This is a genomic window from Robertmurraya mesotrionivorans (assembly GCF_050971805.1).
Taxonomy (GTDB): Bacteria; Bacillota; Bacilli; order Bacillales; family Cytobacillaceae; genus Robertmurraya_A.
Genome location: NZ_JBPCCH010000013.1, coordinates 1 through 21,857 on the forward strand (window position 1 = coordinate 1; position 21,857 = coordinate 21,857).

General features: G+C 40.2%; 17 protein-coding genes. 1 reads left to right on the top strand and 16 read right to left on the bottom strand.

Features of this window, described 5'->3' with window-relative positions:
- Positions 1 to 92: 92 nt before the first annotated feature.
- Both ACRX5O_RS17780 and ACRX5O_RS17785 read right to left on the bottom strand, forming a co-directional pair.
- Complete coding sequence (locus ACRX5O_RS17780; RefSeq protein ID WP_433907169.1) at positions 93 to 347, bottom strand: hypothetical protein; 255 nt, start codon at positions 345 to 347, stop codon at positions 93 to 95.
- Positions 348 to 541: 194 nt separating this feature from the next.
- Positions 542 to 832: an RNA polymerase alpha subunit C-terminal domain-containing protein gene (locus ACRX5O_RS17785; protein WP_433907170.1), complete on the bottom strand. Its 291-nt coding sequence runs from the start codon at positions 830 to 832 to the stop codon at positions 542 to 544.
- A 560-nt stretch (positions 833 to 1,392) separates the two neighbouring features.
- On the opposite strand from ACRX5O_RS17785, the gene ACRX5O_RS17790 reads away from it, so the two are divergent.
- Complete coding sequence (locus ACRX5O_RS17790) at positions 1,393 to 2,094, top strand: 3D domain-containing protein (protein WP_433907171.1); 702 nt, start codon at positions 1,393 to 1,395, stop codon at positions 2,092 to 2,094.
- Between the two features lie 82 nt (positions 2,095 to 2,176).
- Here ACRX5O_RS17790 and ACRX5O_RS17795 read toward each other — a convergent pair whose 3' ends face one another.
- The 14 genes from ACRX5O_RS17795 to ACRX5O_RS17860 form a co-directional block, all read right to left on the bottom strand.
- The gene (locus ACRX5O_RS17795) at positions 2,177 to 3,994 is read right to left on the bottom strand and encodes a LysM peptidoglycan-binding domain-containing protein (RefSeq protein ID WP_433907172.1); all 1,818 of its coding nucleotides are present in this window, start codon (positions 3,992 to 3,994) and stop codon (positions 2,177 to 2,179) included.
- Positions 3,995 to 4,125: 131 nt separating this feature from the next.
- Positions 4,126 to 5,499, bottom strand: a complete 1,374-nt coding sequence (locus ACRX5O_RS17800) for an MATE family efflux transporter (protein WP_433907173.1) — start codon at positions 5,497 to 5,499, stop codon at positions 4,126 to 4,128.
- Between the two features lie 95 nt (positions 5,500 to 5,594).
- Complete coding sequence (locus tag ACRX5O_RS17805; protein ID WP_433907174.1) at positions 5,595 to 6,542, bottom strand: glycoside hydrolase family 43 protein; 948 nt, start codon at positions 6,540 to 6,542, stop codon at positions 5,595 to 5,597.
- Positions 6,543 to 6,563: 21 nt separating this feature from the next.
- Complete coding sequence (locus ACRX5O_RS17810; RefSeq protein ID WP_433907175.1) at positions 6,564 to 7,514, bottom strand: glycoside hydrolase family 43 protein; 951 nt, start codon at positions 7,512 to 7,514, stop codon at positions 6,564 to 6,566.
- A gap of 18 nt (positions 7,515 to 7,532) precedes the next feature.
- Complete coding sequence (locus ACRX5O_RS17815; protein WP_433907176.1) at positions 7,533 to 8,756, bottom strand: sn-glycerol-1-phosphate dehydrogenase; 1,224 nt, start codon at positions 8,754 to 8,756, stop codon at positions 7,533 to 7,535.
- 29 nt (positions 8,757 to 8,785) lie between these two features.
- The gene (locus ACRX5O_RS17820) at positions 8,786 to 9,829 is read right to left on the bottom strand and encodes an aldose epimerase family protein (protein ID WP_433907177.1); all 1,044 of its coding nucleotides are present in this window, start codon (positions 9,827 to 9,829) and stop codon (positions 8,786 to 8,788) included.
- A gap of 78 nt (positions 9,830 to 9,907) precedes the next feature.
- On the bottom strand, positions 9,908 to 11,416 hold the full coding sequence (gene arfA, locus ACRX5O_RS17825) for an arabinosylfuranosidase ArfA (RefSeq protein ID WP_433907178.1): 1,509 nt from the start codon (positions 11,414 to 11,416) through the stop codon (positions 9,908 to 9,910).
- Between the two features lie 59 nt (positions 11,417 to 11,475).
- Positions 11,476 to 11,748: a DUF6171 family protein gene (locus ACRX5O_RS17830; RefSeq protein ID WP_433907179.1), complete on the bottom strand. Its 273-nt coding sequence runs from the start codon at positions 11,746 to 11,748 to the stop codon at positions 11,476 to 11,478.
- Positions 11,749 to 11,761: 13 nt separating this feature from the next.
- Positions 11,762 to 13,249 (bottom strand): alpha-N-arabinofuranosidase, encoded by a 1,488-nt coding sequence (locus tag ACRX5O_RS17835; protein WP_433907180.1) that lies wholly within the window; start codon positions 13,247 to 13,249, stop codon positions 11,762 to 11,764.
- A gap of 12 nt (positions 13,250 to 13,261) precedes the next feature.
- Complete coding sequence (gene tkt / locus ACRX5O_RS17840; RefSeq protein WP_433907181.1) at positions 13,262 to 15,277, bottom strand: transketolase; 2,016 nt, start codon at positions 15,275 to 15,277, stop codon at positions 13,262 to 13,264.
- A gap of 69 nt (positions 15,278 to 15,346) precedes the next feature.
- Positions 15,347 to 16,825, bottom strand: a complete 1,479-nt coding sequence (gene araA / locus ACRX5O_RS17845; protein ID WP_433907182.1) for an L-arabinose isomerase — start codon at positions 16,823 to 16,825, stop codon at positions 15,347 to 15,349.
- Positions 16,826 to 16,896: 71 nt separating this feature from the next.
- Positions 16,897 to 17,592 carry an L-ribulose-5-phosphate 4-epimerase gene (araD, locus tag ACRX5O_RS17850; protein WP_433907183.1) on the bottom strand — a complete coding sequence of 232 codons (696 nt, stop codon included), beginning with the start codon at positions 17,590 to 17,592 and terminating at the stop codon, positions 16,897 to 16,899.
- Positions 17,586 to 19,280, bottom strand: a complete 1,695-nt coding sequence (araB, locus tag ACRX5O_RS17855; RefSeq protein ID WP_433907184.1) for a ribulokinase — start codon at positions 19,278 to 19,280, stop codon at positions 17,586 to 17,588. The genes araD and araB overlap by 7 nt, the downstream gene beginning before the upstream one ends.
- 306 nt (positions 19,281 to 19,586) lie before the next feature.
- Positions 19,587 to 21,836: a beta-L-arabinofuranosidase domain-containing protein gene (locus tag ACRX5O_RS17860; RefSeq protein ID WP_433907185.1), complete on the bottom strand. Its 2,250-nt coding sequence runs from the start codon at positions 21,834 to 21,836 to the stop codon at positions 19,587 to 19,589.
- Positions 21,837 to 21,857 lie beyond the last annotated feature (21 nt).

Below are 21,857 nucleotides of genomic sequence, written 5' to 3' on the forward strand. Positions count from 1 at the left end.
TCCGGCTCAATACCGAAGTCATCTGTTGGCAGCTTAAGTCTCTTTATTAAACTGTCCATTTTATGGGGTATAGTTCAAAAATCACTGTCCGTCTAAACAATATCTTTATAATTAGCTATAGTTTTTTCTGCTGAAAGAGCTTCTTTTAATCGTTCATCATAGTATGTATAAATTATTTTATCTTGATTGCTCATCTTATAATGTGTAATCAAGAAATTGATTCTAGAAATAACCTCAATAAAATTCAAAGGTTTTGCTGAAGTTATATGGTTACCCTCTTGGAGCAAACTAACTTCAAAAAAATTCATTGAACTGCTTTTTGTAAAGTCTTTTATTAAGATTTCCAAGGGAACACCTCCAGTTTTAACCCTTTACACATTAACATAAAATGGAATTAAAAGTTGGAATGCTTATTCCATAAAACTCTTAGCTTAAGTAGTTTCCCTCACAATTTGGATGTAACCTGAGCTTTTAGCTTAATAATAAACTGCTGTTTCCACAGCTAGCCTCATTCTCAAACTCTTATTTTATCTTTTTCGGTTCAATCTTTAAATGATAGCCCATCTTCCTTCAATGCAATCCTAAGTTTAGGTAAGGATGCTGGTCCCATACCGTGAAGTTGCAAAATCTCTTTTTCGCTATAGGTTGAGAGTTGTTGCAAAGTAGTTATTTCCTTGTGTTCCAATGCTCGTCTGGCTGGTGCACTTAGGAGTGAAAGAAATCCGCTGTTTGGTTTGCGTTCTTGCTCACAGATTGGGCACGTAGGACAATCGCTACTTTTATAATAATGGTGTCCATGGTCGCAAGTTTTTGATTTTTTTGAAGTCGTCATTTTACATCTCCTTTTCGGAAGGATATTCTGATTTTCTATATCTAGTAGAGCCTTCTTCAGCTAACCAGCTCCGTCGAATAAGAAAAAGTGGTCAATAATGGACAACTTCTTCTCTTACACATTTACTTTATAGTTTAACGCTAACTAAACTCAAGTACTTCTACCATACACGAATGGATGATGTTCGATAGTGTTTCCTTAATCGGATTTAGTCTTCCCATAATCCCATAAATTTTAATTTGTCCCATACTCAGCTCACCTTTCTCTTCTCAACTAAACTCGGTTAATACTCTAATATTCTACAAGGAGATTTGTAAATCCTTTTCCATAAACCTGCACCTATTGTTCAAGAAGGAAATATAGATTTTTAGTCGTTAGCAAAAGTCAGATGCTATCACCTTTTCTATTTAATAGATATTTATGTTGATTAATATTAGAAATATTATTGTAATAAAAATGCCATGGCCGTAATCGAATTAACACCTCCCTGTTCTTTTTCTCAGAAAAATATATGTTACGATAATTTAAAATTAGTAACCAAAGAACATGGAGGGTAATAAATGCTTAAAAAAATTATTTCAGGTGTAGCAGTTACTGTACTCTCAGTATCAATAAGTGCAAATGTACAAGCTGCAACGATTACTGTACAGAAAGGAGATACCCTTTGGAATCTTTCACGAGCAAATAATACAACTGTAGAAAATATTAAAACGTTGAATGATCTCACTTCTGACCTTATTCACCCTGGGGATGTCCTAACCATTTCTCAACATAAAAATTATACCATTAAACAAGGTGACACTTTATGGGACATAGCCTTAGAACATCATGTAACAGTTTCACAAATTAAAGAATGGAACCAATTACATACTGATCTTATTCATCCTGGTTTAAGCCTATTAATCTATGAAGATATTAATACTACTAAGACGGCTATAACTGAAAATTCAATGATGCCTGAAGCACAAGAGTCAAAGGAAATTATAGTGGAAGCTACTGCCTATACAGCTTCATGTGAGGGATGTTCCGGAATTACCTCTACTGGAATTAATCTAAAAGAAAACCCAAGTGCAAAAATCATTTCAGTTGACCCTACAATTATTCCACTTGGTAGTAAAGTTTATGTGGAGGGATACGGTGAAGCTATCGCCGGAGATACCGGCGGGGCCATAAAAGGAAATAGAATCGATGTCTTTATTCCTTCTCAGCAGGATGCAATCAATTTTGGAGTTAAACAATTAAAGGTAACCATTTTAAACTAGAAATCAAATAATCCTCATCCGGAATAAAGATGAGGATTATTTTATATTAAACAGATATCCTTCTTCCTAGTTATGTCTTTCACTATCGTAAAAAAGTAAGCGTCGAGCTAATCTCATATAAATGATTTTGGTCTGCCCATAGAATGAAGTAATTATAGAAGGTGTCTCCGATTTGGATTGGTTCTGGATATCGGACAATCAGTGCTGCTTGCCCTCTCATTTCAGGGGATTGATCTTCTGACGGAAATATATAGCAAGCCTCCTGAGTTTGTATGTTTGTCTGTAGGATAAGTGGTTTGGTACCGTACGGGAGTAGTTGGTGAAAGGCTTCATTTTGGCAGACGGTGTGGATGGGTTCATCTGAAGATATTGCTGCTACTTGAAAAAATCCATCAGGACCTTCATATCTATCATCACTTACCTGCTTCCAGTGTGCCGGATACTGAAATTGGATGTTAAAGCTATCACTTGTAAATGTCTTTTTTAAAGATGAAATGGGAACAGGTGACCATTGTAACGAGGTGATTTGTCCTCCCTCCACAATCTTAATCGGAACGGGATGGCGTAAATCTAGCACCCACATTTCCCTCCCTATTCCTTCTCCATTACACCCCGAAAGATAAGCTAATTTTGGTGATTCTGGCGACCAAGTAACAGGAGTTGCGTAGCAAGAGGATATAGCTACCGTCCGGTCATTTTCTCCTTTCCTACTTGTGGTTCGAATCAATGAGAAATAGCCTACATCTTCAAAGGCTGTCGCACTATAAGCAATCGTCGAGGAATCTGGTGACCATACCGGATAATAATTTTTTGCAAGCGGGCCTCCCTTCACCTCGAAAATCTGTCCACTTGTAAGTTCGATCGTATGAATAATAGAAATACTTGCACCTGGACTTGTGTATAAGACATATAAACCATTCGGGGATAAGCGAACATTGTTCAATCTTCCTCCCGTGTTTTCAGTAATTTGCTGTTTATCTGTACCATCTGTAGCAATGCGATAAAGCTGACTAAAACCCTTTTCATCAGGAGCTTGATAAAGGAGTTCTCGCCCATTTGGAAACCACTGAACATCCGTCGCATTTACTGCTTCTATTCGTTGAACCTGATGGGTAGACACTCGATATAAGATGATTTGATTATTCTTTACATAAGCAACCCTTTGACTGTCTGGGGACCAATCTAAAAAGATCCCTTCTCCTTCAGTGAACTGGTCAATCCTAGAGGTGCTCCCGTCCCCTGCATCAAGGATGAACAAGACACCATTTCTTCCTACAAAGGCAATCTTGGTACTATCTGGTGACCAAAATGGAGTAGTATATGATTCTCCCAATCCATTAGTGAGCTGGACATTTTGCCCGTTTCTAAGATTATAAACCCAAAGGTCGTAGCTACCTCCCCGATTGGAGGTATACGCAATCATACCAAGATCCCCAGGTGGGGCATACGGAATTCTTAATCGCATTCCTGGAGAAAGATTGTAGTTTGGAAGCTGGTTTACTTGTCTAATCAGCTCATAGTTACTTTGTCCCCTTGTGGTGACGTTGTATCTGTTTGCTATCTGAAATAAGGTATCTCCAGGCTGAACGACATAGAATGGATTCCCTGGAGGTACCTTTAGTAGTTGCCCCACTTGTATTGTATATGGCGGCTGAAGCTGATTTGTCTGAATAATAACAGATTGTGGCACACCCAATGTTTGAGCTATGTTAAAAACGGTATCACCTGATTTTACCCGAACTCTATCCACTCCTGGTGGCACCGACAGTTGCTGACCAACATAAATCGTATAGGGTGGCTGTATATTATTAGCGGCAGCAAGAGACTCATAGGAAAGCTTCCATCGACTTGCAATTTGAAAAAGTGTATCCCCAGGGCGGACCGTGTAAAAAAGTTGCATAAACACTCCTCCATTAAACTAATGCTTTATCTGCCTATATGCTATTCATGAATACACGTAAAGATTCATTTAATATAGATAGAAGAAGATTGTATAAAAAAGAACCCAGGAATTCCTGAGTTCTATGACCCTTATAAACTAGCTACTTCTTCCTTCACAACAAGTACCTTTTTCTCCCACACTCTGCTTCTCCATCTAAAATACATCACAATTCCTCTTAGCCACTCATCGACAATAAAGGCAACCCAGACTCCATAAAGTCCCCATCCGAAGTGAATTCCAAGCACATATGCTACTGGTACACCAATTACCCACATCGAGATAACTCCCATTTTTACTGAGAAGGTAGCGTCACCTGTTGCACGCAGAGCATTCACTACTAAAAGGTTAAACGTTCTTCCTGGTTCAAGGATTAAACAAAGCAGCAACAATTGACTACCAATATAAATGATTTCATTGTTATCTGTAAAAATGCTCATTAATGGTACTCTAAACAATGCAACAAGGATTGCGATAAGTATCGTGATAATAAAACTTGACTTTAAGCTCTTTAGGAGTTGACGATAGGCTCCATCGAAGTCCCCCGCACCAACACGATAACCGATTAAGATTTGGGTTCCTTGTCCCATGGCCAATCCGAACAACAAAATAAACGTCATTATGTTCCAAGTGTAGACTCGAGTCGTTAAGGCAGCTGCTCCCATTAATGCAGTAATCGCGGTGATTGCCATCTGACTCGTGTTATAACATAACTGTTCACTTGCTGCAGGCACACCAATTCGGAGGATCTTTTTAATCTTTGAAGCATCAAAATGAGTATAATCCTTAAGCTCCACCTTGATAGGAAGTCTCTTATACATAAGATAAACAGCAATACCTAAGGCTATGGCTCTACTGATAGCGGTTGAAATCGCTACTCCTTCTACCCCAAATACAGGTAAGCCAAATAAGCCGTATATAACTAATGCATTTCCTATTAAGTGAATGATGTTCATGATAATCGATACAAACATCGCATCTCTCGTAAACCCATAAGCTCGTAAAATGGAAGACACGGTGACAAGCAAGGCTTGTAAGAACAAAGTTGCACCTACAATTGAAAGGTAAGAATGGCCAATAGATGCTAAGTGTTCTTCGAGCTTAAAGAGGTCGAGCAGCGGTCCTTGGAAAATAAACATCAGCGCACTTACCACAAGACCGATAAATAAATTAATCGTAATAGAAATACCCGCGGTCTCCTTTGCCTCTAACCTCATTCCTGCCCCTAAGTACTGGGAAATCAGAACCGCTGTCCCTGTTGAAGTAAAGGCAAAAATCAAAATAGCAAAGAAAACCAATTGATTCGCGACACCGACTGCTGCAACCGCATCATCTGAAATATGAGCGAGCATGATGGTGTCTGTACTTCCCATAATCGTCTGTAAAAATAATTCAATAAAAATTGGCCAAGTGATGGCTCGTAAGGTGAGTTTATGCGGTTCATTAGATGATAGTGATTTTCCCATAGTTATACCTTCTTCTGTTTTAAATTGAGGTAAAAGCAATAGAAAAAATCCATATCAAAGGTTGATATGAATTTCTTTCTATAGCCATATAAAAATTACTCAGGTTTTCCAAAGTACGGTGTTCCGTCTTCTTTCCACGTAAACACTTGAGCACGTGTATGTCGATTCGGATCGTACAATGGATCTCCAACAATCTCTGTATACGTTCGTGCATGATAAACAAGAATATCCCCAGTTCCATCTTCTGAAACAGTAAAGCTATTATGACCTGGACCATATTGTCCCGCTTCACGGTTCGTTTGAAATACGGGCTTATCCGATTTCTTCCAAGAGTTAGGATCTAATAGATCACTTGTTTCATCTGCTGAAATCAATCCCATGCAGTAGTTTTCATCTGTGGCACTTCCTGAATAAGAAATGAACACACGACCATTTCTTTTAATCACAGCAGCACCTTCGTTTACCCAAAAGCCAATTGTTTCCCAGTCAAACTCCGGTTTGGTAATCATCACTTGAGGACTTTTGATTGTCCAAGGATTTTCTAAAGGAGCAATATACAGATTAGAGTTTCCTTTTATATTAGGATCCTTCTGGGCCCAAACTAAGTATTGCTGCCCATTATGTTCAAAGGATGTCGCATCTAATGCAAAGGATTCCCAATCCGTTTTGATTTGTCCCTTTTCCTCCCATGTACCTTCTAATGGGTTAGCAGACTTATTTTCAATAACAAACATACGGTGATCAAACAAACCGTTGATAATTTCTTTTGACTTAGCAGCTGCAAAGTAGATATACCAGCTTCCGTTAATAAAATGAAGCTCCGGTGCCCATATCAATGAACTCATTGGCCCAGTCTCATGCTTTCTCCATGCCACAACTGGTTCTGCCTCTGCAATTCCATGTAATGTCTTTGAACGACGAACCTCAATTCGATCGTATTCAGGGACAGATGCCGTAAAATAATAATATCCGTCAGTATGCTTGTAGACCCATGGATCGGCTCTTTGTTCTAAAATTAGATTTTTATCTTCTGTTTTCACCATCATGGACTCCTCCGATTTCTTCTATTTCTTATCCCTTACAGGTACGCCAAAATTTGGTGTTCCATCTTCATTCCATGTAAATACCTGCGCACGAGTATGGCGATTATGATCCCACAGTGGATCTCCTTCAATTTCTTTGTAGTTACGAGCATGGTAAATCAGAATATCCTGTGTACCATCTTCGGATACAGTAAAGCTATTATGACCTGGACCATACTGGCCATTTTCTTCACTTGTTTGGAAAACGGGCTTATCAGCTTTTTTCCAAGACTTAGTGTCAAGCAAGTCGCTATCCTCATCTGCCGTTAATAGACCCATACAATAATTGAAATCGGTTTTACTTGCTGAGTATGTCATAAAAATCTTACCGTTTCTCTTTAATACAGCCGCTCCCTCATTCACTAAAAATCCGATGGTTTCCCAGTCATATTCTGGCTTTGTAATCATGACTTGAGGACCTTCAATTTCCCAAGGGCTCACCATTTTAGCGATATAAAGATTAGAGTTTCCAACGACGTTTGGATCGCGCTGCGCCCATACATAGTATCTGACACCTTTATGTTCAAAGGTCGTAGCATCAAGAGAAAAAGACTCCCAATCCGTTTTCACTTGGCCTTTTTCAACCCACTCACCCTCTAAAGGATTGGCAGAATCATTTTCTAAGACATACATGCGGTGATCAAAAATATCATCCGCTCTTGCTGCTGCAAAGTAGATATACCATTTCCCATCAATGTAATGAAGCTCCGGTGCCCAAATATGTGCACTCATTGGTCCTGTCTCATATTTCCGCCAGGCAACAACCGGTTCTGCTTCTCCAAGTCCTTGGATCGTTTCTGCCCTTCTTAATTCAATTAAATCAAATTCAGGGACAGATGCAGTGAAGTAATAATAGCCGTCTGTGTGCTTGTAAACCCATGGATCTGCTCTTTGCAACAAAATTGGATTGTTTAATGTTTCTACTTTTTGCATGTTCTTCACCTTTCCTTATTAAACAAATTGAGGGCTCACTTTAGCCACTTCATTTAAAAATTTTAATACCGTAAAGCGGTTACGAAGATGGTGTGCTTCTTGTAAGCTTCTATTCACTAACTCTTCACTGATTCCAAGCTCTGCTGGAGTAACTGCACCATTTAATTTTTCTAATATCTCTCGAAGCCTTTCGGGCTGAGGGATTTCTTCATAAATAGATTTAATCACTGGAAGATGCTCTTGGATATTTTTAACTATGAATGGATCATCTATATTCTCCAAATCCTTTTCTTCTGTAATAAGCTCTAGAAACTCGCGTTTATAAATATCAGCTAATAGTAAAGTAGCAACAGATACCTTCGCTCCATGAAGAACGGCAGGACGGCCCAGTTTTAGAAACTCCATTTCCCAGTAGTGAGATAGATGATGCTCTCCACCAGAAGCTGGGTGAGATTGCCCAAATAGAAGCATGGCTAATCCAGACTTGATAAGCGCCTCAATTAAAATCCGAACGCCCAACTGACCTCCCGCTTCAATTTCCTCCGCATGTTCCACACAATTCTCTAAGGCATCTCTAGTGATTTGTGCCGAAAGAGGGCAATATGGTTCACCAACCGCTACGTGACCGAGCTTCCAGTCAGCTAGAGACGTATATTTGGCCATCATATCTCCAAACCCTGCTGCAATCATTTCTCTTGGAGCAGACTGGAGAATCGTTAAATCAGCAAAAACAGCAATAGGCGAACTCATCTGAAAGGTCGTTTTTACTCCGCGAACGATGAGAGGAGCACCTAATGACGTGAACCCATCAACTGAAGGAGCAGATGGTACTGAGATAAAAGGAATTTTTAGCTTTGTCGCACAAAAACGTGTGATGTCATGAATCGTTCCCGCCCCAAAAGCGATGAGAACATCAGCTTCTGTCGGAATGTCAAGTAACGCCTGAACCAGACATTTTTCATCGGCAACGACATCATTATTTTCGTCTGGTTTTAAAATAGTTACTGAAAAAGGAATATTCTTTTCTTTTAAGTGTTCAGCGAATTTTTCGACTCCAGCCTTATACGTTTGTGCATCTGCCACAATAACCACTTTTTGATAAGCTTTTCTTTGAATAAATCGAGCGGCTTCCTTCAGAGCATCATTTCCAATCTTTATTGATTCAATCGGAATCACATTATGATGGTTTCCACAGTCACATTGTTGGCTCAAAGTCATGACGTCTGCTATATAATTCTCCATTTTGGTACTCCTCCTTTTCCTATGCCTATTTAAAACGTTCCGAACTTATAGGTAGTACTTGATGTAAACGGCTGATCCTTCTCAATCACACAGCTAGGAAACTCTGGATGATGAACGGCATCAGGTAACCCTTGAGTTTCTAAGCAAAGACCTAGATACTTTCGAGCTGGAACACCTCGTATCTCCCCTTCTGCTTTGATTTGTGTACCAGAATACAAAACGACAGCCACTTCATCTGTTTCAATCGTTAACTTACGACCACTTTCTTCATCCTTTAATACAATCTCGTCCTCATAACGTGAGTCTAATAAAAATGGATGGTCATACCCTTCACCAGCTAGTTTATTTTGCGGATGGTTGGATTCTGCTCCTTCTCGTATGACACGTCCAGCTGTAAAATCAAACGGGGTATTCTTCACATCTGCAGTCTGTATCGGCAGCAGCTCGTCGTTCAATTCAAGGTATTTACTACTTTTTATAAATAAAGAGTGATCTAAAGTATCACGTTTTAAATCCCCACTTAAATTAAAATAGGAATGGTTAGTCATGTTTAAAATGGTCTTCTGGTCAGATGCCCCTTTGTAGCTAATCGTTAACTCATTATTGTTGTTTAACATGTAGGTAACGGTTAGCTTCAAATTACCAGGGTACCCTTCTTCTCCATCTGGACTAAAGTAAGAAAACTGTACCCCTACCTCATCTTCCCTTTCGAGGATCTCAGCATCCCAAATGACCTTGTCAAACCCCTTATTTCCACCATGAAGATGGTTCCCATTATTATTTTTTGCCAAGGAAAAGGTTTTGCCGTCTAATTCAAAAGAAGCTCCCGCTATGCGTCCAGCAAATCTACCAATAACCGCTCCTAAATAATACGAGTCTGCTAGATATTCATCGATGGAGTCATAACCAATCACTACATTTTCCATTACTCCATTTCGATCTGGAGTGATTATCTTTGTGATAATACACCCTAAAGTAATACAGCTTACGCTCATTCCACCATCATTTACAAGGGTGTATGTATCAACGGTTGTTTCATTGATTTGTCCAAAGTATTCCTTATTGACCTTCATTTTCATCCAACCTTTCCTAAAACCGATGAATATAAATGATTCCATATCACCACAAGGATGATATGGAAGGACTAATGCTTATTTTTTCTTTGCTAGACGGATGACATTCCAAGACAACTTCGGTAAAACCGCTTTCACTCCGCTGTTCTCTTTTATCGCATTTCCATTAGAATGCGGAGCAACAGGTGTCCCCTGTGCTGAGTTCGTCTGTTTGATGTCATCATTCTCTAAAACGATATGCTCGATCACTTCGTAGCCCTCAAAGTTACGGATATCTACTTCTAAATCTAATCCTTCTTCGAGGTGACGGTTGACAGCAAAAATGGTTAATGTTTCATTTTCTTCATTATACACTGCTGTTGACTCAAGGAATGGTACATCTGTGAAATCTTTACTATCATATTTTGAACTTGAAATGATAGGGTTTAATGCTACACCGCGACCGTAAACAGAAGTGTGCATATATGGATAGAAAATGGTTTGCTTCCAAGCTACTCCGTTGTTTTCTGTCATAATTGGAGCAATGACATTGACTAACTGAGCCAAACAAGCAATTTTTAATCGGTCTGCATGCTTAAGCATAGTAATTAGCATGCAGCCTACTAAAAGGGCATCTTCAAAATTATAAATATCTTCAAGCTGCGGAGGTGCAATACTCCAAGGTTCTATTTGTTTATCTGCCTCGTTACTGTGGTACCATACATTCCACTCATCAAACGCCAAGTGAATTTTCTTTTTGCTATGTTTCTTCGCTTTAATATAGTCTGCAATCGAAATGACCGAACGAATAAAGTCGTCCATTTCTAATGACAATGCTAAGTAATTAGAAATATCATTATCACGGTTACCGTAGTATTGGTGAAGAGAGATAAACTCTACATGGTCATAAGTGAAATCAAGAACGGTTGCTTCCCAATCCGCAAAAGTTGGCATTTTGCGATGAGAGCTTCCACATGCCACTAGCTCAATCGTTGGATCGACCCATTTCATTGCTTTGGCCGTTTCTTGAGCGAGTCTTCCGTATTCAGCCGCCGTCTTATGTCCGATTTGCCATGGGCCATCCATTTCGTTTCCTAGGCACCACGTCTTAATTTTATGAGCCTCTTTATAACCGTGAGAGATTCTGAGATCACTATAATAAGAACCACCTGGGTGATTACAATATTCTACTAAATTTCTTGCCGCATCAATTCCACGTGTCCCAAGGTTCACCGCCATATTTACTTCAGCGTTCACTAGTTTTGCCCACTGCATAAATTCGTTTGTTCCCATTTCATTTGTCTCCGTTGTACGCCAAGCTAGATCTAGTCTTCTTGGACGTTTTTCAACTGGACCAACGCCATCCTCCCAGTTATATCCGGAAACAAAGTTTCCACCTGGATAACGGACAAGAGGGACTTGCAACTCCTTCACCATTTCGATTACATCTTGTCGAAATCCATGTTCATCAGCAGTATGGTGACCTGGTTCATAGATTCCCCCGTATACCGCACGTCCTAGATGCTCGATAAAAGATCCATAAATTCGATTGTCAATTTCAGAGATTTTAAAGTCTTTTTCTAAAATCATTTTCGCCTGATTTTTCATGTGATCTATTCCTTTCTGATTCCATACAGAGTATCGGGTTTTGTATGCTTCTAATCTATTTAGCTAACTTTTTCCCATTTTGGCTTCCCAGCAAAAGGACAGCTTTTGTTTTTAAACTTTGCCAGGTAGCGGACAATACATCCGCTATGAGCACAGGTAGTTCCATATTGCAATGATGAACAACCTTCACAAGCTGTTAATCGCTCTTGATAGACTTCTTCAGAAACGATTAGACTTGGCTGTTCTTCCGTTTCTTTTATCAGTTCCTCTATCACTTCTTCAGTGACAATCACGCTTTCTACGCAGCCTTTACATAAGCTTTTCCCGCTCAAAAGTTCCACCCGCCTATTCTACGGATAAAGTAACAACACTCATTGCAGGTAACTTGATAGATAACTTGTTGTTTTCCACAGTAAAGCTTGTAAACTCTACTGGTTTCACCACTTCAGGTTGCTCAAAGGTATTGTGGGCGTTCATGCTTGCTGCAGTTAAAATGGTACCTTTTACATTTGAAGTTCCAGCATTCACTCCACGAAGGTCAAGTTCTAGAACAGATTCGTTTTGATGATCAATATTACATAAGCTCACATGAATCGTTCCCTCTGCATTTTTAGAAGCAGAAGCGGTTACTTGTGGAAGCTTTTCTCCCTTGTATTCATACTCACCGAATGTTGAATCTACAGCGATACGCTCAGCATCCTGGTGAACTTTATACATATCAAATACATGATACGTTGGAGTAAGAATCATCTTTTCCCCTTCCGTTAAAATCATGGCTTGTAATACGTTTACGGTTTGAGCAATATTCGTCATTTGAACACGTTCGTTATGTTCATGGAAGATGTTAAAATGCAAGCCAGCCACTAATGCATCACGAATCGTATTTTGCTGATATAAGAAGCCTGGATTTGTTCCTGGTTCAACATCAAACCATGTGCCCCATTCATCAATGATCATGCCAATACGCTTATCAGGGTCGTATTTATCCATAATGGTGCTATGCTTTGTAATCAATGTGTTCATGTGAAGAGCTTTTTTCATGGTAATGAACCACTCATCTTCAGGGAAATCAGTAGCTGATCCCTTTCCAAGCCAAAAGTCACCAGGAATGGTGTAATAGTGAAGACTTAAACCGTCCATTAACCAATGAGCATTTTTCATTAATACTTCGGTCCAATTGTAGTCATCTACGTTGGCACCACCAGCAATTTTATAAATCTTGTTTTGACCATAATTACGGACGTACGTTTGATAGCGGCGATATAGGTCCGCATAATATTCTGGTCGCATATTTCCACCGCAGCCCCAGTTTTCATTGCCGACACCAAAATACTTCAATTTCCAAGGCTCATCTTTTCCATTTTCGCGACGCCAGTTCGCCATTGGTGATTCGCCTTCAAAGGTCATATATTCAACCCACTCAGACATTTCTTGAACCGTTCCGCTACCCACGTTTCCACAAATATAAGGCTCACATTCTAGTAATTCACAAAGAAGCATAAATTCGTGCGTTCCGAAGTGATTGTTTTCGACGACTCCACCCCAGTGCGTGTTCACCATACGCTTCCGGTTTTCCTTAGGACCAATCCCATCCTTCCAGTGGTATTCATCAGCAAAGCAACCGCCCGGCCAGCGAAGAACCGGAACCTTTAATTGCTTAAGCGCTGCTAATACATCGTTCCGAATTCCCTTTGTATTCGGAATCGAAGAATCTCCTCCTACCCAAATTCCTTCATATATACATCTGCCAAGATGCTCAGCAAAATGGCCATAAATATTTTTATTAATTTTCCCTTTGGTCACATCTGCATTAACGATTACACGGTTACTCATGTATCCTACCCCCTAAAGGCGTTCCTTTATTTTGTTTACAATGCTTTCTACCGTAAAGCCATATTCTTTAGCAATTTTATCTCCAGGTGCAGATGCTCCGAATGTCGGTATCCCGATAATTAAACCGTCTCTACCTACATACTGTGCCCAACCTAATGGAGAACCTAGTTCAATAGCAACATCCAGCTTGCTGTCAGTTGATAAGATAGAGTCTTGATATTCCTTCGACTGCTTATTAAACAACTCCCAAGAAGGCATGCTGATCACTCGAGCCAAAATTCCTTCTTGGTCTAGCTCCACCTTTACACGAAGAGCTAGATCTAGTTCTGAACCAGTAGCTAGTAACTGAACCGTTGGAGTTCCGTTGTCAGAATCAGCCGCAATATATGCCCCTTTAGCTATTTGTTCGTTTGCTGTATTCGCGTCAATATTTACGGTTAAGTTTTGTCTTGTTAACACTAGAACAACTGGACCTTCTTGATTTTGTACTGCATACTTCCAAGCTGCTGCCGTTTCGTTCGCATCAGCTGGACGAAGGACTGTCACATTCGGAATTCCTCTAAGCGCGGATAATTGCTCAATTGGCTCATGTGTCGGTCCGTCTTCTCCTACAAAAATGCTATCGTGAGTAAACACAAAAATAGCTGGAAGGTTCATTAGGGCAGAAAGTCGAATAGCTGGTTTTAAATAGTCTGAGAAAACAAAGAAGGTAGAACCAAATGGCCTTACTCCTCCGTGTAGCGCCATTCCATTTACGGCTGCTCCCATAGCGAACTCTCTTACACCAAAATAAATATTTCGACCTTCGTATCTTTCTGCTGAAAATCTTCCTAAATCCTTTAAGTGCGTCATAGTTGACGACTCTAAGTCAGCCGATCCACCAAATACATTTGGTATTCTTTGAGCTAAAGCATTTAACACCTGACCAGAGGCAATTCGAGTGGAAACAGAAGTACCTTTTTCATACACAGGAACGTTTAGATCCCAACCTTCCGGAAGCTCTCCTTTTAGATCTCGTACCAGTTGCTCAGCTAGCTCTGGATAAGCCGCCTTATATTGGCTAAACAAGGTATCCCACTCTTGGTTCGCCCCAATTCCACGTTCTTTTACCTCAAGCCAATATTCCCTTACTTCTTCAGGAACATAAAAATCTTCCTGCGGCCATCCTAAGAATTCCTTCGTTAACTTGACCTCTTCTCCTCCAAGCGGAGAACCATGGGTCCCTTGATGTCCCGACTTTCCACCTTTATTCGGGCTACCATATCCTAATGTCGTTTTTAGTTCAATTAGAGTTGGTTTAGTCGTATCCTTTTTTGCTTCTAATAAGGCTAGTTCAATCGCTTCTAGATTATTCTCTTCTTCTACTCGAAGCACCTGCCAGCCATACGCTTCAAATCTTTTTTGAACATCTTCGGAGAATGATAGATGTGCCTCTCCATCTAATGTAATGTTGTTTGAATCATATATAACAACTAATTTACCTAGCTTTAAATGTCCAGCAAGAGAAGCTGCTTCCGCTGAAACACCTTCCATTAAATCACCGTCGCCACAAATGGCATATGTATAGTGGTTAACTAGCGAGAACCCTTCCCGATTATAAACAGAAGATAAGTGAGCTTCCGCCATTGCCATTCCTACACCCATCGCAATTCCTTGACCTAAAGGACCTGTTGTTGCATCTACTCCTGGTGTGTGACCGAATTCAGGGTGACCAGGTGTCTTGCTTCCCCACTGTCTAAATTGCTTAAGATCGTCCAAGGAAACATCATAGCCACTTAAATGTAAAAGACTATATAAAAGCATCGACCCGTGCCCTGCCGATAGGACAAAGCGATCACGGTTAAACCATGTAGGGTTGGCTGGGTTATGATTCATAATCTTTGACCATAACACATGACCTGCAGGAGCCATTCCCATTGGCATTCCAGGGTGTCCTGATTTCGCTTTTTCGATTGCGTCAATGGCTAGTGTACGAATCGCATTGACGGCTACATGCTCCACTGTTTGTTTATCAACTGTTTTATTCAAGGGTGTTCCTCCTCTTTCTTACAATTGGGGGCTATTATTTCTAATAGCCCCACCTAGATTTATTAGATTTTATCGGTAAATAACTTCGTTCCAGCGCAATTCATTGTTAAAGTTATTAGTTTTTGTATCGTTATTAATGACCACCATTTCAATTCCTGTTAATTCAGCAAAGTCTCTTAATTGTTCTGTAGTTACTTTGTAAGAGTAGCAAGTGTGATGAGCTCCTCCCGCCTGAATCCAATTTTCTACCGCTTGGCTTAACGAAGGTTGTGTCTTCCACAGTACTCGAGCAACTGGAAGGTTTGGCATTTCTTTTTCTGGTTGAACCGCATCCACTTCATTGACTAAAAGACGGAAACGATGTCCTAAGTCGATGATGGAAGCATTTAGTGCAGATCCACCCATTCCATCAAACACGATTCTTGCTGGATCTTCCTTCCCACCAATACCTAGTGGATGAACTTCGATTTTTGGACGTGTAGCAGAAATGGTAGGGCAAACTTCTAGCATATGTGCACCAAGGACCATTTCATTTCCTGGCTCAAAGTGGTATGTGTAATCTTCCATGAATGACGTTTCTTCATTACCAGCAATAATTTTCATTAAGCGTACCAATGCAGCTGTTTTCCAATCTCCTTCACCCGCAAAGCCGTACCCTTGTTCCATTAATCGTTGAACAGCTAAGCCTGGTAGCTGACGCATACCATGAAGATCTTCAAAAGTCGTCGTGAAAGCTGAATATCCACCTTCTTCTAAGAACGCCTTCATTCCAAGTTCAATTCTTGCTTGGTAACGAATAGATTCTCTAACAGAACCATCCGTTAATCCTTCTGAAACAATTGTATATTTCTCTTCATACTCAGCCATTAGCTGGTCAAGTTCTTGTTCAGAGACATCATTCATTCGTTGAACAAGGTCACCTACACCATATCCATTCACTGTCCAACCAAATTTAATTTGCGCCTCAACCTTGTCACCTTCTGTAACTGCTACCTGACGCATATTGTCACCGAAACGGGCAACCTTCAAGATTTGACTTTCTGAATAAGCAACAGCTGTTCTCATCCAACTTCCCACACGCTCTCTTACCTCTTGGTTTTCCCAGTGACCTACAACAACCTTGCGCTTTACATTTAATCGACTAGTAATGAATCCATGCTCACGGTCACCATGTGCCGATTGGTTTAAGTTCATGAAATCCATATCAATCGAATCCCACGGAATATCACGGTTAAATTGTGTTGCAAGATGTAGGAATGGCTTTTGTAGTGCGGATAATCCCGCAATCCACATTTTTGAAGGAGAGAATGTATGCATCCATGTAATAATACCTGCACAATTATCGTCCGCATTCGCTTCAAGCATCACTTTACGAATAGCATCTGCATCCTTTACTACAGATTTAAATACTAGTTTATGAGGAACATTTGCATCCAAACCTTCTACTATTGCACGTGAGTTGCTTTCTACTGCTTTTAAAACTTCTTCTCCGTACAATAATTGACTTCCTGTTATAAACCAAAATTCATAAGCTTTTGTCGTTAACAAGGTAAATCCCCCTAAATAGAAAATGTATTGGTAGAATCATAGAATTAAACAAGTTATACGTACAAGTAATGTTATTTTTGCCCGTAATATGCCTTTGCACCATGCTTACGTAAATAGTGTTTATCTAGGATTGCTTGCGCAATTGGGCGAACACCTGGGTTTAACTGATACGCTTGCAGTGCCATTTTTGCCACTTCCTCAAGAACCACTGCATTATGTACCGCCTGGTGTGCATCCTTTCCCCAACTAAACGGTGCATGGTTTGCTACTAGTACCCCTGGAATGGCGACTGGATCGATTCCTCCAACTGCGAAAGTCTCGATAATAACATTCCCCGTTTCCAGCTCGTAGGCACGATCAATTTCTTCTTTTGTCATCTCTCTTGTACATGGAATTTCTCCGTAAAAATAATCGGCATGTGTTGTTCCTAAAGCTGGGATGGAACGCCCTGCTTGAGCCCAGCTTGTTGCCCAAGGGGAGTGAGTATGGACGATTCCCCCAATAGAAGGAAATGCACGATACAGTGCTAGATGAGTAGGCGTATCGGAAGAAGGTCGTAAATTGCCTTCCACCATATTGCCTTCTAGATCAACCACAACAAGATCTTCTACTGTTAGATCTTCATACGGAACACCACTCGGTTTAATGACGACTAGGTTCTCTTTACGATCAATTCCACTCACATTGCCCCAAGTAAATGTCACTAAGCCGTGCTTGGGAAGATCTAGGTTGGCCTGTAACACCTCTTGCTTTAGTTGTTCTAGCATACTGTTTCCTCCTTCTTTTCTGAGGAACTAGCATTCTTAAGTTTTTTCAAAGTTTTCATGACATTGTTCTCTCCGCGACCGAAGTAGTCATAAAGGCGAGCATACTCGCTGTATAACACATTATAAACAGCTGCATTCTTAAGCTTCGGTTGGTAATACTCATCCTTCACTCGGCCCATTTCCTTTGCTGCATCAGTGATGGTGTCATAACCTCCACGATCCTTTCCTGCTGCAACGGCTCCAAACATCGCAGAACCAAGTGCAGGTGTCTGAGATGAAGCAGAAATTTTAATATCCATATTTAACACATCAGAATAAATTTGCATCATCAATGAGTTTTTCTCAGCAATACCACCAGCTGCGTATACTTCATTTACTGGTACACCATTATCTCTAAAAGTCTCAACAATCATTCTAGTGCCATACGCTGTTGCTTCAATTAGTGCTCGGTAAATTTCTTCAGGCTTTGTTAGAAGGGTTGTTCCTAATAGAACACCTGTTAAGTCCGCGTCCACAAGAGTTGAACGATTTCCATTCCACCAATCTAGAGCAAGTAGTCCACTTTGGCCCACTTTCAGCTTGCTAGCCTTTTCTGTTAGCAACTGGTGGATATTCACTCCTTTTGCTTTTGCCTCATCCTGATAGCTTTCAGGTACACAGTTTTCTGTAAACCACTCAAAATGGTCACCTACACAGGATTGCCCTGCCTCATATCCCATAAAGCCAGGAAGAACACCATCCTCAACTACACCACACATACCTGGGACAATTCTTTCTTCTTCTCCTAGTAAAATATGACAAGTTGACGTTCCCATAATCATTAATAGTTTGCCAGCTTCCGTGATTCCTACAGCTGGCACAGCAACGTGTGCATCTACGTTTGCAACTGCTGCGGCCGTACCAGGCTTTAATCCTGTAAGTTTCGCTGCTGCTTCCGTAATTTCTCCTGCCTTAGCACCAATTGGAACTATTTTAGTAGATAGCTTTTCTTCTACTACATTCTCTAATCTAGGGTCTAATGCTTTAAAGAAATCCTTCGACGGATACCCTTCTTGCTTATGCCAGATGGCTTTATAGCCCGCCGTACAACTATTCCGATTAATTTCACCTGTTAACTGGTAAATGACCCAGTCTGTTGCTTCTAGAATTTGATCAGCCGCTTCATATATATCTGGTGCTTCATTTAAAATTTGCCATACCTTTGGAATCATCCATTCAGAGGAAATCTTTCCACCATAACGCTTTAGGAATGCTTCTCCACGTTGTTCCGCAATTTCATTCAAACGATTTGCTTCATCCTGTGCCGCATGATGTTTCCATAGCTTCACATAACTATGTGGGTTTGCGCGATATTCCGGCTTTAAGCATAACGGTGTTCCGAATTCATCAATTGGTAAAACCGTACAAGCTGTAAAGTCAATCCCTAACCCAACTACATCTTCAGGTGAAACTTGTGCTTTCTCTAACACTTCTGGAATCGTAATCTGTAAAACTTCTAAATAATCTGTTGGATGCTGAAGTGCCCAGTCGTGCTCTAACTTCGTCGTTCCATCTGGTAAAAATTCATCCATCACACCATGCGTATAAGGTTTGACAGCTGTTGCTACTTCCTTACCTGTTCCAATCTCGACAAGTACCGCTCTTCCCGACTGTGTTCCATAATCAACACCGATTGAATACTTACCCATTTACATCACCCTGCCCTTAGAAAGAATGCGTTTACATTAAGATAAAAAGATGATCCGAGATTTGTTTATATATCCATCATCGGATTAAAATGTAACTTTTTCCATTTAGAATATAATGTTATGCGTACAAGATATTAGAGACTTTATATGTAATCCTTTACAATCAACCTTACAAGTTGACTTTTTTCATTATTTTTTCTCCAACTTGTACGCATAACCTTTAATTTGATTGTACCACCTATCGTCATTTTTTCAATGGTATTTTTAAAAATATATTTAAGTTTCTTTGACATATTTGCCTAAAAACTAGTTCTTTATCATACGAACAGCAAATACTTTCGGTACTTTCCGGCCTTCATGTGCCTTAAATTGTACACGGACACTTGTCTTATTCTGTGTAATTGAACGAGGAATGTCGTACCGTACAAGTACAAACTTGTTCATCTCTTCTAGTTCTATTAATCCATCTTTCAAACGAAACCCATCTATACTCAAATCAAAGGACTTCTTAGTTTCAATCTCTTTCGTATACATGACGACTAACGCATGTAATGAATCTGGATCAACACTTAGCGAGAAAGAAAAATAACCACTTGGCCACGTATCTCTGTATTTACGATTCGACTCCACACCTAATCCAACATGTTCTCCATGAAAATCATGGTCACGTTCTGGTTGCATTTCACCAGGTTGGAAAAAGTCAACCGTCTTCGCCTGTAGCTCGCGTTCTTTTTCAAGTGAAGCCTTATAAACCATTTCCGTCTGTTGCCATTCCCCCACCGAAAATACATCCCAATATACGGTTGTACTACGGTCATGCATTAAATAAAAAGGGTACATTTCCACATTTCGCGGATAACCGATTTCTTTCATAAGAAACTGATGCTTTTTTTCAGCAATTGGATGTATATAATTTGTGATACTAGAATTATTTGTCACAAGCACAGGTGTAAACAGCAAATCCTTCGATTGTACTTTCTCGTTAATCGGACCTAAATCCCCCGCTAACACGAGTGGGCCGCTCATAAAGGCTATTCGATTTGGGTTATCGTTCATCTTTTCGATTCGTAAAGTCATAGGCATAACTAATTCAACCCTGTCTCCTTGCTGCCATGTTCGAGTAATGGTGATAAAACTTGAAGGCTTGTTGTTATGAAGGTACATTTCTCCATTAACAAAGACACACATTCCTTGTTCTGCCCAATATGGGAACCGAACGGAAAGGGAGAATGTCTTTGCCTCTTCACAATCAATTGTTACCGTCACCTTACCGTCTTTTGGATACTCAGTGTATTGATTTAGTCTAACACCCATCTCCACCCAATCAAGCGTTGATGGTACATACTGATTGATGTACAGTGAATGTTCACCATAGAAATAAATATTGTTTCCATAGCTTGAGTGATTCTCCATTCCAGAGCCAACACAGCAGGTGAAATCATTAAATTTCGAATTATATACTTTGTGTCCACCCATATCGAGTGAGACAAAATACGTAACCGTTCCTTCTGTTGGATGCTGTGAAGCTAGGATGTGATTATATAAAACCCGTTCATAAAAATCTCCCTGAATCGCTAATGGATTCCATTGAAAGAGATGTTTCGTAAGCTTGAGCATGTTGTAGGAATTACAAGTTTCACATGTAAAGGCACCAAGGCGATCATTTAACTTGTCTGGCTCTCCAAAATGTTCATTCATACTATTACCACCTATCACATACGAATGGTGGTTGGTGACTTTCTCCCAGAAAAACTCTGCAATATGCCGGTACGATTCATTCTGTGATACTTCGTACTGACGTGCAGCCCCAACTATTTTTGGTATTTGTGTGTTCGCATGCCTACCCGCTAACTCATCCACTCCATTTGCCAGAGGGTTAAGTATTTCTTCATGATGAAATTGTTCAGATAAGCTCCAAAAACGATCATCTCCCGTATCAACAGCTAAATCCGCTAATACCTCTGACATCCCACCAAATTCACAATGTAAAACCGCTTGTACTTGGTCATGCGTTAAGTGCGAAAAAACATCTACCAACCACAAACCTAACTTCTCTTCCACTTGTAGCGCCTTTTGATTATTCGCTAAATGATAGGCATCTCTTAATCCTGCAAATAATTTATGAATAGAATACAAAGGAACCCAACCGCCGTTTAAGTCAAAACCTTGTGAGCGAATATCACCTGATTTCACTTCCTCAAACAGCTCTTTTCCACACGGCACACCTCCAACATAGCCATTGCCATTCGCATGTTGACATTGTTCTAACTCTTCTACCATATAATTCACACGTTGTAAAAATCTCTCATCCTCCGTTGAGGCAAACATCATGGCACAACCAGACAAGTAGTGCCCAAGAGTATGGCCCGATATCCCTTGTGCTTCCCAGCCCTCGTAATTCTCAGCCTTTGGCTCTAAGCCAGCATACTCTCTAAAACGGGATAATAACCGGTCAGGTTCAAGTTGCAGTAAGTACTCCTTATTTAATTCCATTGCCGCTTTAAGAGGGCCACCAGTCACTTTGACACGATTTAACTTAAATGAAGTTAGCTCCATTCCACACCGCTCCTATCTCAA

What these genes read in the sequence shown, in the direction of transcription:
- ACRX5O_RS17785 (WP_433907170.1), bottom strand. Translation starts at nt 832, where the DNA reads ATGACGACTTCAAAAAAATCAAAAACTTGCGACCATGGACACCATTAT.
- ACRX5O_RS17860 (WP_433907185.1), bottom strand. Translation starts at nt 21,836, where the DNA reads ATGGAGCTAACTTCATTTAAGTTAAATCGTGTCAAAGTGACTGGTGGC.
- araB (WP_433907184.1), bottom strand. Translation starts at nt 19,280, where the DNA reads ATGGGTAAGTATTCAATCGGTGTTGATTATGGAACACAGTCGGGAAGA.
- ACRX5O_RS17815 (WP_433907176.1), bottom strand. Translation starts at nt 8,756, where the DNA reads ATGGAGAATTATATAGCAGACGTCATGACTTTGAGCCAACAATGTGAC.
- arfA (WP_433907178.1), bottom strand. Translation starts at nt 11,416, where the DNA reads ATGAAAAATCAGGCGAAAATGATTTTAGAAAAAGACTTTAAAATCTCT.
- ACRX5O_RS17820 (WP_433907177.1), bottom strand. Translation starts at nt 9,829, where the DNA reads ATGAAGGTCAATAAGGAATACTTTGGACAAATCAATGAAACAACCGTT.
- ACRX5O_RS17835 (WP_433907180.1), bottom strand. Translation starts at nt 13,249, where the DNA reads ATGAGTAACCGTGTAATCGTTAATGCAGATGTGACCAAAGGGAAAATT.
- ACRX5O_RS17805 (WP_433907174.1), bottom strand. Translation starts at nt 6,542, where the DNA reads ATGGTGAAAACAGAAGATAAAAATCTAATTTTAGAACAAAGAGCCGAT.
- ACRX5O_RS17810 (WP_433907175.1), bottom strand. Translation starts at nt 7,514, where the DNA reads ATGCAAAAAGTAGAAACATTAAACAATCCAATTTTGTTGCAAAGAGCA.
- araD (WP_433907183.1), bottom strand. Translation starts at nt 17,592, where the DNA reads ATGCTAGAACAACTAAAGCAAGAGGTGTTACAGGCCAACCTAGATCTT.
- ACRX5O_RS17790 (WP_433907171.1), top strand. Translation starts at nt 1,393, where the DNA reads ATGCTTAAAAAAATTATTTCAGGTGTAGCAGTTACTGTACTCTCAGTA.
- ACRX5O_RS17800 (WP_433907173.1), bottom strand. Translation starts at nt 5,499, where the DNA reads ATGGGAAAATCACTATCATCTAATGAACCGCATAAACTCACCTTACGA.
- ACRX5O_RS17795 (WP_433907172.1), bottom strand. Translation starts at nt 3,994, where the DNA reads ATGCAACTTTTTTACACGGTCCGCCCTGGGGATACACTTTTTCAAATT.